At 60.3% G+C, this 13,816-nt stretch carries 6 protein-coding genes; 1 reads left to right on the forward strand and 5 read right to left on the reverse strand.

Annotated features, from left to right (window positions below; genetic code table 11):
* Positions 1 to 51: 51 nt before the first annotated feature.
* From ASTEX_RS00150 to mutS, 3 genes are all read right to left on the reverse strand, one after another.
* Positions 52 to 1,749, reverse strand: coding sequence for a methyl-accepting chemotaxis protein (locus ASTEX_RS00150; protein ID WP_013477571.1), 1,698 nt, complete (start codon positions 1,747 to 1,749; stop codon positions 52 to 54).
* Between the two features lie 70 nt (positions 1,750 to 1,819).
* Positions 1,820 to 4,699 carry a [protein-PII] uridylyltransferase gene (locus ASTEX_RS00155; protein WP_013477572.1) on the reverse strand — a complete coding sequence of 960 codons (2,880 nt, stop codon included), beginning with the start codon at positions 4,697 to 4,699 and terminating at the stop codon, positions 1,820 to 1,822.
* 15 nt (positions 4,700 to 4,714) lie between these two features.
* Positions 4,715 to 7,420, reverse strand: a complete 2,706-nt coding sequence (mutS, locus tag ASTEX_RS00160) for a DNA mismatch repair protein MutS (protein WP_013477573.1) — start codon at positions 7,418 to 7,420, stop codon at positions 4,715 to 4,717.
* A 308-nt stretch (positions 7,421 to 7,728) separates the two neighbouring features.
* Between mutS and ASTEX_RS00165 the strand changes: the two genes are divergently transcribed.
* Positions 7,729 to 10,011, forward strand: a complete 2,283-nt coding sequence (locus tag ASTEX_RS00165; RefSeq protein WP_013477574.1) for an NADP-dependent malic enzyme — start codon at positions 7,729 to 7,731, stop codon at positions 10,009 to 10,011.
* Positions 10,012 to 10,048: 37 nt separating this feature from the next.
* Here the strand turns inward: ASTEX_RS00165 and ASTEX_RS00170 are convergent, their stop codons facing one another.
* Both ASTEX_RS00170 and ASTEX_RS00175 read right to left on the reverse strand, forming a co-directional pair.
* The gene (locus tag ASTEX_RS00170; protein WP_013477575.1) at positions 10,049 to 11,752 is read right to left on the reverse strand and encodes an AmpG family muropeptide MFS transporter; all 1,704 of its coding nucleotides are present in this window, start codon (positions 11,750 to 11,752) and stop codon (positions 10,049 to 10,051) included.
* 90 nt (positions 11,753 to 11,842) lie between these two features.
* Positions 11,843 to 13,384: a response regulator gene (locus ASTEX_RS00175; RefSeq protein WP_245532508.1), complete on the reverse strand. Its 1,542-nt coding sequence runs from the start codon at positions 13,382 to 13,384 to the stop codon at positions 11,843 to 11,845.
* Between the last annotated feature and the right edge of the window lie 432 nt (positions 13,385 to 13,816).

Here is a 13,816-nt window from a genome sequence, read left to right on the forward strand (position 1 = left end):
GCCCTTCGCGCAGGCTCAGCCTTCTGGCCGAGCCGCGCTTATCCCGAAATCTCAGGCGGCGCGGACGATGTTTTCGGCTTCTGACGAGGCGATCTGCATGTTGCGCGCCATGTCCTGCGAGGTGGCGCTTTGTTCTTCTACGGCGCCCGCCGTGAACAGGACCTGCTCCTGCACGTTGGAAACAGTCGTGCGAATGGCATCGAGCGCAGTGACCACGGCGGCAGAACTGGCGCGCACGCCGGCGATTTCCCCTACAATCTGTTCGGTGGCCCTGCGGGCCTGTGTGGCCAGATTTTTGACCTCGGTCGCCACCACAGCGAAACCGCGCCCGGCCTCGCCTGCGCGGGCAGATTCTATCGTGGCGTTCAGCGCCAGAAGATTGATCTGGCTAGTGATATTGCTGATCATCTCGACGATGCCGTCCATCTGCGCCGCCGCGACGGCCAGTTGCCGGGCGCTGTCGTCGGCTTCGTTGACGGACTGATTGGCCTGGTCCGCCGCTGCCTTCGTCTGTGACATGGTATCGGAAATCGATCGGCCCGTGGCCGCCATTTCCTCAACCGCCGCCGACAGGTCTTGTAGCGAGTGGGAAAGCTCCGTCGTCCGGTTGAGCGCTATGCGTCTGGCGGTAACGTCGGTGGCGTATTTCATGACCTTATAAGGCTTGCCATTGACATCGAGAATGGCGTTGTACGAGGCTTGAATATAGACGGTTTGCCCGCCCTTGGCCTGACGCTGAAACTCTGCAGAGACGAATTCGCCGTGCGCCAGTCTGGCCCAGAACTCGCTATAGGAGTCGCTGTTGGCGGTCGCCTCATCCACGAACATTCTGTGATGCTTACCGCGGATTTCGTCCAGCCCATAGCCCATGACCTTCAGGAAGTTGTCATTGGCGTTGAGGATGGTGCCGTCCAGATCAAATTCAATGACCGCCTGCGCACGCGAAATGGCTTCCACCTGGCTCAAAAGATCGGCGTCCTTCTGAGCCTGCCGGGTGATGTCAGAGGCGAACTTGACGACCTTCAGGGGCCGGCCGTCTATGCCCAGTACGGGGTTATAGGTCGCCTGGAGGATAACGTCACGTCCGTCCTTGTTGACGCGATTGAACTGCGAAGAGACGAACTCGCCCGCCAGTAGTCGCCGCCAGAAATCCGTATAGGCGGGACTTTTGGCGTCGCTATCGGTGACAAACATCCGGTGATGCCGCCCGACAATTTCATCCAGACGATAGCCCATCACCTTCAGGAAGGCGTCGTTGGCTGTAATCACCGTGCCATCAAGGGCAAACTCAATAACGGCCTGAGAGCGTGAAATGGCCGCGACCTTGCCTTCCAGATCGAGGTCGCGCAGCTTGCGAGCGGTCACGTCGGAGGCAATTTTGACAATCTTATAGGGCTGACCCGAACGGTCGAGAATGGGGTTATAAACCGCTTCCAGATACACGTTGCGGCCGTCTTTCGTCTGACGCCGGAACTCACCCTTTTGCGCGATCCCGTGTTTCAGGTCGGCCCAGAATTGCCGATAGGCTGGCTTTTGAACCTCGCCTGCATCGACGAAGGCCGAATGGTGCTTACCTACCAGTTCAGAAGCCGAGTAACCCATCAGGTTCAAAAAATTGGCGTTGGCGGAAAGCACGTGCCCGTCAAGGTCAAACTCTATAAGCCCATGACTGCGATCAATCGCCGTCAGCAGGTCCTGATTGAGGCCGTCCGCCTTACGTGACTTTTTTCCACCAAACACTGACCACATGGACAGTACTCCGCAACACAACAGATGACATTGTTACGGAAGGTTCTCAATAAGAGGTTAAGTGCGCTGGTTACCGCGCCATTGACGCCCTCGCCCGCGTAGGTGAGGCGCGGTTCGGGGCCGAGGGGGGGTCGAGCACCTCGGTCAGGGCCCGATGGACCTTGTCGCGCTGGGCTTTTGTCAGTTGCTTGCGCGTAAAGTGATCAACGACATAAAAGGCATCGACCGCGCGTTCGCCGTAACAGTCGATGTGGGCCGAGGCCGTATCGAGACGCGCACGCGCCAGCACGCTGGCCACATCGGCCAGAAGTCCCGGACGGTCTCGGCCGGACACCTCGATAATCGTCATTTGGGGGTTGGATTCATCGTCGAAGACCACGGTCGGTGCGATGGCAAAAGCCGCCGTGCGGTGGGCATTGATCGCCTTATGGATCAGGGGCGCCGCCGCTTCACCACCGACGGCCTTTTCCAACGCCTTTTCCATCTGGCGGATGCGGCCCGGATCGTCGTGGCCAAACGGCTTGCCCTGCGTGTCCTGCACGTAGAAGACGTCGAGCGCCTGAGCCGTGGTGGAGGTGAAGACCTGCGCCCCCACAACGTTGGCGCCCAGATTGGTAAAGCAGCGCGCCAGATCGGCAAACAGGCCCGGACGGTCCGGCCCCGTTATACAGAAGCAGGCAGCGTTGCGGGTCGTGTCGATAAAAGCCTGAGCCGAGGCCTTCCCTTCGGAAGCGCTCCACACCTGACGGGCGTGCTGGCGGATTTCGTCGGCGGAAAAGGCAAACAGATACGACTCTTCCATGGTCCCGAGCCAGGCGCGCATCTGGTCATCCCCAGTGCTCAAAGACTCGCGCAAGGCCGCGGCGCGCGCCTGAATCTCTTCGCGCACCTGGGTCACCGCGTCGCCTTCGCTGCCGCGACCACCACGGAAAGCGGCTTCGGTTGCGGCCTGAAGCTCACGCATCAACTGGCCTTTCCAACCGTTCCATACACCCGGCCCAACGGCGCGGATATCGGCGACGGTGAGTACCAGAAGCTGACGCAGACGTTCGGGCGTTTCGACGATGCGCGCAAAAGACGCCACAGTTTCCGGGTCCGACACATCGCGCTTTTGCGCGTAGTCGGACAAGACAAGGTGATGGCGCACCAGCCACGCCACCTGATCAATCTGCCACTTTTCAAGTCCCAGTCGCGCACAGGCGCGGCGCGCGGCAATTTCGCCCTCAATTTCCTGCCCCAGCTCGCCCCCCTTGCCCACATCGTGCAGCAGCATAGCGAGATAGAGGGTTTCCTTATTGGCCAGATTGGGGATCAGCGAGGTCGCCAGCGGGTGATCCTCACGGTGCTGCCCCAGTTCGATATCACGGATTATCCCAATGGCGCGCAGCGTGTGCTCATCAACTGTGTAGGTGTGGTACATGTTGAACTGGGTCTGGGCCACAATGTGCCCGAACTCAGGGATATAGCGTCCCAGAAGCCCCGTCTCGGTCATCAGAGACAAGGTGCGATAGGGGTTTTTACCGCGCACCAATATATCCAGAAAGACCTCGGCCACCGCCTTGTCGCGGCGAAGGGCGGCGTTGACCAGCTTGAGGTTACGCGCAACCGCCGTAAAGGCGTCCGGATGCAGGTCCATTTCCAGCCGGTCCGCCATGCGAAACAGCTTGAACATGGCGACCGGGGCCTTTTTGAAGACATCCGGGTTTTGCACACTCAGACGGCCTGAGTCGATAATCAAGCCCGGGTGTTCCGGCTTACTCAGCGACAAGAGCCCTGATTGAAAAAAGTGCGTCAGGCGTTGCAACGGCTTGGTCTGCTGCGCCTCCAGCTTGGTGCAGAAGATGCGGGTCAGCGCCCCAACCTCCTTGGCCACCAGGAAATAACGTCGCATGAAGCGCTCGACCGCCGGTTCACCATCGGCTTCCACATAGCCCATACGGCGGGCGATTTCCGGCTGAAGGTCAAAGCTCAGACGTTCTTCGGCCCGGCCCGCCGTCATGTGGATCAGAATGCGCACCTTCCACAGGAAGTCAAAGGCCTGCACAAACGCCGTGCGCTCTTTTTCAGTCAGCAGCGGGTCGAGGACGCCCCAGCCCCCCGCCGCCTGCGGTTTCTGGCTTTCGCGCAGCACCGGTGCGGGCGTGGCGCCCGCCAGGTATTTGGCGATCCAAAACAGCGTATGCAGGTCGCGTAAGCCGCCCTTACCCTCTTTGAGATTGGGCTCGACCACGTACCGCGTCGTTCCGGCCTTGGCGTGACGGAAATCGCGCTCCTCCAGCTTCGCCGTGACGAAATCAGACGCGCCGTGGCGCATGACATCGAGCGCCAGCTTTTCCTTCAGATACTGCACCAGCCCGCTATCACCGGCCAGCGGACGGTACTCGAGAAGCGCCGTCATGACCGTGTGGTCTTCGCGCGCCATCTTGAGGCTTTCATCGACCGTTCGCGAGGCGTGGCCAACCTTCAGGCCCAGATCCCACAGTGAATAGAGAATAAATTCGATAACGCTTTCGGAGTGCGGGGTTTCCTTCCACGCCCGCAAAAACAACAGGTCGAGATCCGAGTAGGGGGCCAGTTCGCCGCGGCCATAACCACCCACCGCCACCAGCGCCAGACGCTCACCTTCGGTCGGGTTGCGCGCGCGGTAAACGTGGGTCAGGGTGAAGTCCCAAAGGGCCGTGATGATTTCGTCGGCCAGTTTCGACAACTCACGCGCCGTCGATAGCCCCCCCCGGTGGTCCTCAACGCGTGACAACAGGCTTTCACGGGCCATATCCCACTCGCGCCTGAGGATGGCCACCGCCTTACGTCGCAGATCGGCCACGTCACCCGTCGAGTTCTCATAGGCCTCGGTCAGTTTGCGACGCAAAAGCGCGCCGTCAATGCTGTGGCTCAGCAGGGCGGGACTTGTCTTGGTCAGCATGAGAGCGGGTTCACCTGCGGGCGGCATTGACGTATCCCTGTATTACACCAGACCCCTTAAACGATAGATAACTTCAAGCGCCTCTCGGGGGCTGAGGTCATCCGGATTGATGCCTTTGACGGCCTTTTCCAATTCGGTTTCAGCAGGCTTTTGCACCGCAGCAACCGCGACCTGCGCCTGAACCGTGGCAAAGAGCGGCAGATCATCGAGTTTGAGCTGATGCGCCTTATCGGTCTCCAACCGCTCCAGTATGTCCTTGGCGCGAGCAACCACCACCGGCGGCATTCCGGCCAGGCGCGCCACCTGCACCCCGTAGGAGCGATCCGCCGCACCCCGTTTGGCCTCGTGCAGGAAGATCAGCTCACCGTTCCACTCACGCGCCGTCATGGAGATATTGTGGGTATGGGCGAGTAAGGATTCAAGCTGTGCCAACTCATGATAGTGGGTGGCGAAAAGCGCGCGCGCCTTGACCACCTCATGCAGGTTTTCGGCGCAGGCCCACGCAATAGCCAGACCGTCGAAGGTCGCCGTTCCACGCCCGATCTCATCCAGAATAACGAAGGAACGCTGTGTCGCCTGAGTGAGGATGGCGGCGGTCTCAACCATCTCCATCATGAAGGTCGAACGCCCCTGCGCCAGGTCATCACCGGCCCCGACGCGCGAGAAGAGGCGATCGACGACGCCCAGCCGGAACGAGGCCGCCGGAACGAACAGACCGGCCTGTGCCGTGATCACCAGCAGGGCATTCTGGCGCAGGAAGGTCGATTTACCGGCCATGTTCGGCCCCGTGACGAGGTCGAGCCGTGGCCCGCTCTGACCCGACGCGTCCAGACAGCAATCGTTGGGCGTGAACGGCTTGCCTTCGGTGCGCAAGGCCGCCACGACGACGGGGTGACGCGCGCCTTTGGCATCGAAGACGAGGCTGTCATCCACCACGGGGCGGGTCGCTTCAAGATCTTCCGCCCACTCGGCGGCCGCGGCAGCGACATCCAGCGCGCAGAAGGCATCGAACATATCCTGCAACGGATGCGCGTTGCGGCGAACCTCTTCGCGCAGATCCTCGAAAATGGCCAGTTCGAGATTTAGCGCATCGGACCCGGCGCGGGCGATGCGGGCATCAAGGTCGATCAGGTCCGGCGTTGAAAAACGCATCTGATTGGCGAGCGTCTGACGATGGATAAAGCGCTGACGGTGCGTGTCGCTCAAGGCCTCGGCCTGTTTGGCCGTCAGTTCGATGAAATAGCCCAGAACCGCATTGTACTTGATCTTCAGCGGCAGGCCGGTTTCCTGCTGAAGATCAGACTCCATACGCAGGATGATCTGACGTGAATCGTTGCGCAGGCTGATGGCGTCCTGAAGATTTGTGTCGTAGCCGGGCTTTATGAAGCCGCCATCGCGCGTCGAAAGGGGCGGTTCATCGACCAGCGCCGTGTCGAGCTTGAACAGAAGATCCAGCACGTTTTGTGACGCGGTCAGGGCCTCGACATGGGCATGAATTTCAGCAGGCCAGTCAGGGTCGAGCCGGGTTTCCGGATCATTGGGTTGTAACAGGCCAACTAAATCTTTGGCCAGATCGAGACAATCGCGGATAACTTTCAGATCACGCGGCCCCCCGCGCCCCAGACCCAGCCGTGACAGGGCGCGTGCCATATCGCTCATACCGCGCAAACGGCCGCGCACCTCTTGGCGCAGCGTCCGCTGCGCCAGAAACCACTGCACGCCATCCAGTCGGCGATTGATCTCGACCGGGTTGTTCAGCGGGCGCGACAGACGCGCCGCCAGGAGGCGCGAGCCGCCTGAGGTAATCGTGCGGTCAATGGCCGACATCAGCGAACCTTCGCGGCTGCCCTTTTGCGTGCGCTCGATCTCCAGACTGAGGCGGGTGGACGGATCAATGGCCAGATAGGCCAGAGAGGCGACCTTTCGGGGGGCCTTGAGTAGCGGGGCCTTACCCGCCTGAGTGAGGTCGATATAAGCCGCCAGCATCCCCAGCGCCGACAGTTCGGCCGGGCTGAAGGCCCCGAACCCATCCAGCGTTTCCACGCCATAGAGCCGCTTCAGCCGCGCCTCGCCCGCCGCCGGATCGGACAAAGACGCCGGTTGCGGCTGGATCGCGCCGCCGCAATATTTCAGCAGGGCATAAAGGTTTTCATCCTGAAGGATACGATCAGAAACAAGGCTCTCGGAGGGCCGCAGCGCCGACAGATGCGTGCCGAGCGTCTCTGGCGTCAGTTCCAGACATTCCACCTCCCCTGTGGACAGCTCCAGCGACGCCAGCGCCATCACCCCCGCCCGCTGGGACAAGGCCACCAGACGGTTGGCGCCGCGTTCCTCCAGGAGGCTCTCTTCGGTCAGGGTGCCCGGCGTGACGATGCGCGTAATCCCCCGCTTCACTACAGCCTTATAGCCTCGCTTTTTGGCTTCGGACGGGTCCTCGAGCTGGTCGCAGATGGCGACGCGAAACCCCATGCGGATCAGCTTGGCAATATAGGCTTCAGCGGCGTGGGCGGGCACGCCGGCCATGGGGATGTCTTCGCCTTGATGCTTGCCGCGTTTGGTGAGCGCCAGAGACAGGGCCCCAGCCGCCTGTTCGGCATCCTCAAAGAACAGCTCGTAAAAATCGCCCATGCGAAAGAACAGGAGCGAGCCTGGATTGGCGGCCTTCACCTCCAGATACTGGGCCATAACGGGTGTGGCACCGTCGAGTTGCGCTTTAAGGTCTTTTTCGGGGGAAGGGGTCGCGTTCATGGGATTGGTTTAGAGCGCATCCCCAAAAGTGTGAAGCGGTTTTCGGACAAGATGGGCGTTCATAAATCAGTGTTAACAAGGCTGACTTCGCCAAATGCGCGGTTGCGGGGATTTCCTTGGCCGTCCGCCTCCCCCAGTGCAACTTATGTGCGGAATTCCGCCCTCAGTTTCAGATATTGAAACGAAATAAAACCTTTTTTGACGGTTTTGACGGGAATAGGGTGTTTATCCCAGGGCTATACTGCCATACTAACACCCTAGGTAAACCTATAATTGTCAGACAAATAACCGCGAGACGGAACGCCGGAATGCCCATCGACAAGACCAAGGTCAGCGACGAAGAAGCCCTGAATTTCCACCAGTATCCCACCCCGGGGAAGATCGGACTTCAGCCGACCAAGCCTATGGCGACGCAGCGTGATCTGGCGCTGGCCTATTCACCGGGTGTCGCCGTTCCGGTGCGCAAGATCGCCGAAAATCCGGATGCCGCCTACGACTATACATCGAAGGGCAATACGGTCGCGGTGATTTCAAACGGCACCGCTATTCTCGGTCTCGGCAATCTGGGCGCGCTGGCCTCAAAGCCGGTCATGGAAGGTAAGGCCGTCCTGTTTAAGCGGTTTGCCGATATCGACTCCTTCGATATCGAAGTGGCGACGCAAGATCCGGACGAGTTTATCACCGTGGTCAAGAACATCACGGCGTCTTTTGGCGGCATCAATCTCGAAGACATCAAGTCGCCGGAATGCTTCATCATTGAATCGGCGCTTCAGGACCTCGCTGACATTCCTGTCTTCCATGACGACCAGCACGGCACCGCCATTATCGCCGCCGCCGGCCTGATCAACGCTCTGGAGATCACCGGTCGCCGGATCGAAGACACCAAGGTCGTGCTATGCGGCGCGGGCGCGGCGGGTCTGTCCTCCATCGGCCTGATCAAAGCCATGGGCGTGAAGCCGGAAAACACCACCGTCGTCGATATTCATGGGGTGGTCTACAAGGGCCGCACGGTAGAAATGGACCAGTGGAAGTCGGTCCACGCCACCGATACAGACAAGCGCACGCTTGCTGAGGCGATGGTTGGGGCCGATGTGGTGCTGGGTCTGTCGGCCAAGGGCGTTATCACGCCCGAAATGGTCGCCACCATGGCCCCCCAGCCGATCATCTTTGCCATGGCCAATCCTGATCCGGAAATCACCCCCGAGGACGTGGCCAAGGTGCGCGATGACGCCATCGTCGCTACGGGCCGTTCGGACTATCCCAATCAGGTCAACAATGTTCTGGGCTTCCCCTACATCTTCCGCGGTGCGCTCGACGTGCGCGCGCGCCGCGTTAATCACGAGATGAAGCTGGCCGCCGCAATGGCACTGGCGCAGCTGGCCCGTGAAGACGTGCCGGACGAGGTGGCCGCTGCCTATCAGGGCCGTCACCTGAAGTTTGGCAAGGACTACATCATCCCGACGCCGTTTGACCCGCGCCTGATCTGGTACATTCCGCCCTTCGTAGCGCAGGCCGCCATGGATACCGGCGTGGCGCGCAAGCCGATCGAGGATATGGATTCCTATCGCAAGACGCTGGAAAAACGCCTCGATCCCTCGGCAGGCTTCCTGCAAAACATCACCGCAACCGTGCGGTCTCGCCCCTCCAAGCGCATCGTCTTTGCCGAAGGCGAAGACATCTCGGTCATCCGCGCCGCCCACGCGTTCAAGGCGCAGGGTCTGGGCACGCCCATCCTTTGTGGCCGCGAAAACCTCGTCACCGCCAATATGCGCGCGGCAGGCCTCGACCCGGCGGAAGAGGATATCGAAATCGTCAATGCCCGCCTGAGCCACCGCAATTCGGCCTATTCGCAGCTTCTTTATAGCCGCCTGCAACGCAAAGGCTTCCTAAAGCGCGACGTGGACCGCCTGATCAATCAGGATCGCAACTCGTTTGCTGCCGCCATGGTGCTGTCCGGCCACGCCGACGGCATGGTCACTGGCGTAACCCGCTCCTTCGATCAGGCCTTTGAAGAGGTTCTGCGCGTCGTCGATCCGGCCCCCGGTGGGCGCGTGATGGGTATGTCTATTGTGCTGGCCCGCGGCAAGACCGTGTTTATCGCCGACACCACGGTGGCCGAGCTGCCCGATCCCGAGGAACTGGTCGAAATCGCGGTCGAAGCGGCCATGGCGGTGCGCGGCATGGGCCACACGCCGCGCGTGGCCTTCATGTCCTATTCGACCTTTGGCAATCCGGCTGGCGAGCGCTCCGACCGCGTGGCCAAGGCAGTTGAACTTCTCGAACAACGCGGCGTCGATTTCGAGTTCGAAGGCGAAATGCCGCCTGACGTGGCGCTTGACCCCACCTTGTGGGCCAACTACCCGTTCCAGCGCCTCACCGCTCCTGCCAATATTCTGGTCATGCCGGCCATCCACTCCGCGTCGATCTCGACCAAGCTGGTACAGGCTCTGGGCGGCGCCACCGTCGTGGGCCCGCTTCTGCTCGGCCTGTCTAAGCCCGTGCAGATCTGTCAGCTGTCGGACTCGGTCACAAAGATCCTGACCATGGCCACTTTTGCGGCCTACGATATCCGGGCAAATATCAATAACTGAACGTGAAAACGTAACGAGAGGTATCAGGGCGCAGCCGTCAGGCTTCGCCCTGTTCTTTTATGGCGCCCGCGCGTATCAGCCAGAAGGCCAGCCCCACCGCTACCAGGCCGACCAGAGCGGTAAAGGTGAAAAACAACATATAGCCGGCTCCCAGCGCTTCACGCGAGACGCCCAGGGCCGCCGCCGGTTTGGAAAAGCTGACGGCTGGCAGGGTGTTGAGATAGCTCATAAACGGCGTCGCCAGGTTGCCGCTGTCTGCACCCCGCGCGGCCCCTTCGACGATGCGGCCCGACTGTGAGGCGAGAAGTTTACCCGGCAAGGCGTAGACTGAGGACAGAAGCGCATATTGCGGGGCGGCGAAGCGTTCGGAAATCAGGGACGACATGAAAGCAATCAGCACGACGCCGGCATAGCCACCGGAGATGTTGTCGATAGCCAGAGCAATGGAAAAGGCCGGAATGCTGTTTCCCTGCGTCGCGAGCCACGCATAGGCGAGATTTGACAGGGCGCAGGCAAAGGCCCCGATCATCAGGCTCTTTTTCATGCCCAGTCGAGTCATCGAAAGTCCACCCGCCGTGACACCGATAATGGTCATGATGACGCCGAACACTTTACGCACTTCACCGATAACCGCCTTGTCGAAGCCCATATCAAGATAGAAGGCCCCGTTGATATTGAGCAGGAAGTCCGACAAACGGTAAACGCAAATGCCCGCCAGAATGAGCCAGGCCAGATTTTCGTAACGCGCCAGGAAGTCCGCCATCGGCTCGACAAACGTCTGGCGCAGATAAGCCCCAGGACGGGTCGGCATCTGCGGCAGTGGGAGGCAGGCGACGATCAACAGCCCGAGGCCGGCGATCACCGCCGGAAACTGCAAAAATATGCCGGTTTCGCGGCTCGTCCAGATAGCTTTGGCCGCCTCATAGGCCTCTGTGGTCGGGAACAGGAACTGAAACAAAGTGATATTGGCGGTCAGACCCGCTCCCATCAGTGAGGCGGCAATCAGCATAATTAGCACCCGCACCCCCCATTCCAGCGCTTCGGTGCCCGGGTGCGGCGGCAGACCGCGATAGTCTATGGGACGAATAATGTGTTCGCCTTCACGCGCCAGAAGCGTACCTGTAATGCCAATCAGCATCATGGCCGCCATCATCGCATAGGCGGGTCGCCAACCGTAATATTGGGCAATCACAAGCGGCAGAATACCCGCTACGAAGGTCGAAACCCGCGCCCCCCAGGTATAGGCGGTGGTGAGCACGGCCTGCCCGCCTGTACCCAGACTGTTGGCATTTTCGATCCGCCAGGCGTCCACTACGATGTCCTGCGTCGCGCCCATAAAGCCAAGCAGCACGGCGATCAGCGCCATCAGCATCAGGTGATCCTGAGGGTTCAGGCTCGAAATGGTCCATAACCCAATGAGGATCACCGCCTGCATGATCAGCATCCAGCTACGCCGATGCCCCAAAAGGGCCGTAAGGCCGGGCAAGCGCACCCTGTCAACCAGCGGGGCCCACATGAATTTCAGGCTGTAGGCAAAGGTGGCCAGCGAGAAGAAGGCGATAACCTCAAGCGACAACCCCTCTTCACGCAACCAGATGGACAAGGTGTCGAAAATCAAGGTCAGCGTCAGTCCGGACGAGAACCCCAGACAGATCATGGCCAGGGTCCGCCGCGTAAAAAAGGGCTTCACGGCCTGCCACAGTGTCTTGGTCTGAGGCTGCACGGGCGGCGTAGTGGTCATGAGTATCCCCGATAAGAATCCTGACGAGGATCATCGGGGGAAGCCATTGATTTGGCAAGCGTGCAAAAGGCGTCTTATAGCGCGGTGCGTTCAGGCCGCGTTGGCGCGCCCGCACCATTGGTTCAGACGGTGACGCAATGCCGGCAGCTCTATGGGCTTGGTCAGGAAGTCGTCCATACCCGCCGTCAAACAGGCGCGGCGATCTTCTTCATAGGCGTTTGCGGTCAGGGCGATGATCGGTAGCTTGACGCCGTTGGCCCGCATGGCCCTGGTAGTGCCTATACCGTCCAGGCCCGGCAAACCCAGGTCCATGAACACAATGTCGTAGGGCTTTCCCGCTTCGATAAGCTTTAGCGCCTCTTCACCGCTGGCGGCGCGCTCCACACGACAGCCCTCACGTTGCAGAAGAATTTGAGCCAGAAGCGCGTTGACGGGATTGTCTTCGACGAGCAGCACCTGCACGCCAGGCGCAACCACCGGCACGATACGATCATCTTCGGTCGCAACCACCCTTTCATCGTTGGGCAGCGGTTTGAGCGACAGGGCCTCAATGCGCTCCCTCAACGAACTGCGGCGCAAGGGCTTAATCAGATAACCGGCCCAGCCCTTATCACGCCACGCCGAAATTTCCTCACGTTCTTCGGGCGCCAGCAGGATCAGACTTCGGTTGTTGGGCGCGGGCACAGGTTCAGGCAAAAGCCGGCGATCCGCCAGCACTACGGCGCGTGACCGACGGCCAATACCTTTGAGTTGTGTCCCCTGACGTACCCGGATACCGCAACTTTGAAGATGCGATTGTGCCGCCTCGGCCAGCACGGGATTAGCCGTCAGGCAGATGACATCGGGGGTCGCACGCGGTTCAGGGGCGGTGCGCAAGGTACAGGGAACGGGGAAGGTGGCGGTGAATAGTGACCCCCTGCCCGGCTCTGACTGAAGGTCGAGTTCGGCGTTCATCGCCTCGATCAGCTTTTTGACGACCACCAGCCCCAGGCCGGCACCGCCGTATTGCGCCCCCGCGTGCGAGGGATCGACCTGCCCAAAAGCCTCAAAAATGCGCACCCGCGCCTCTTCGGGGATCCCGGCGCCTGTATCACGAACGCCGAAACGGATCGCCCCGCCTTCGGTCAGCGTCACCCCAATGAGAACGCCCCCGCTTTTCGTAAACTTAAGCGCATTACCGGCCAGATTAAACAGAATCTGACGCAGACGCCCTTCATCTATTTCGATGGCTTCAAGCCGTGGATCAAGTGACCACGCGATTTCGATTCCCCCCGCATAGGCGCGCGGTGACAACAGCTCCGCCACGCTTTGCAGAAGGGGTTCGAGTTCGATGAGATGGCTTTCAAGATGGATATGCCCGGCTTCAATGCGCGCATAGTCGAGCAGATCGTTGACCAGAGTGAGCAGATGTTCACCCGACTCACGCGCGGTTTGAAGGTAGGACTGCTGTTCAGCTGTCAAAGAGGTACGGTTAAGAAGTGACAGCATGCCCAGCACACCATTGAGCGGCGTGCGGATTTCATGGCTCATCAGCTTAAAGAAATCCTCACGCGCCTTAAGCTTCTGCGCCGCCTCCCGGGCTTCAGCTTCGGTCATCAGACGGCTGTCAGTTTGTTCCGGCGCGAGGGACATCTGGCGTCTGGACATGGGATTCGCGTGTCTCCGTACCTCGTTTTGAAGTCCCCTTCAGCCTAGCGGCAAATCCTTAACATCGGCTCAAGCCGTCGGTGTTTTACCCCATGAATATCCGATTTTCTGGTGTTCAGATGCCGCCCGACCCCAGATTGGCGCATCCGGGGATCCCGCGCGCAGTGGAGGTCTTTTCAATACGACCTCTCACGGCGATCCAAGTTTGATCATCGCGGATAGGTTTCGTCCTGTCGTAAAGTTGAAGACCTCAAGCCCTCTGCGAAATCCTCTGACGAGCAACCCGCGACACCTCACCCCGTTTTGCTTTTGGCGAGGCCGCGAGCCACGCGATAGGCTCATATGGGTCTGCAGGCTCGGATGCGGAGCGCGATGATGCCATCGCTGGCGTAAGGACTTGATAGCTCCCCTGCCGTC

The organism is Asticcacaulis excentricus CB 48 (assembly GCF_000175215.2).
Lineage (GTDB): Bacteria > Pseudomonadota > Alphaproteobacteria > Caulobacterales > Caulobacteraceae > Asticcacaulis > Asticcacaulis excentricus.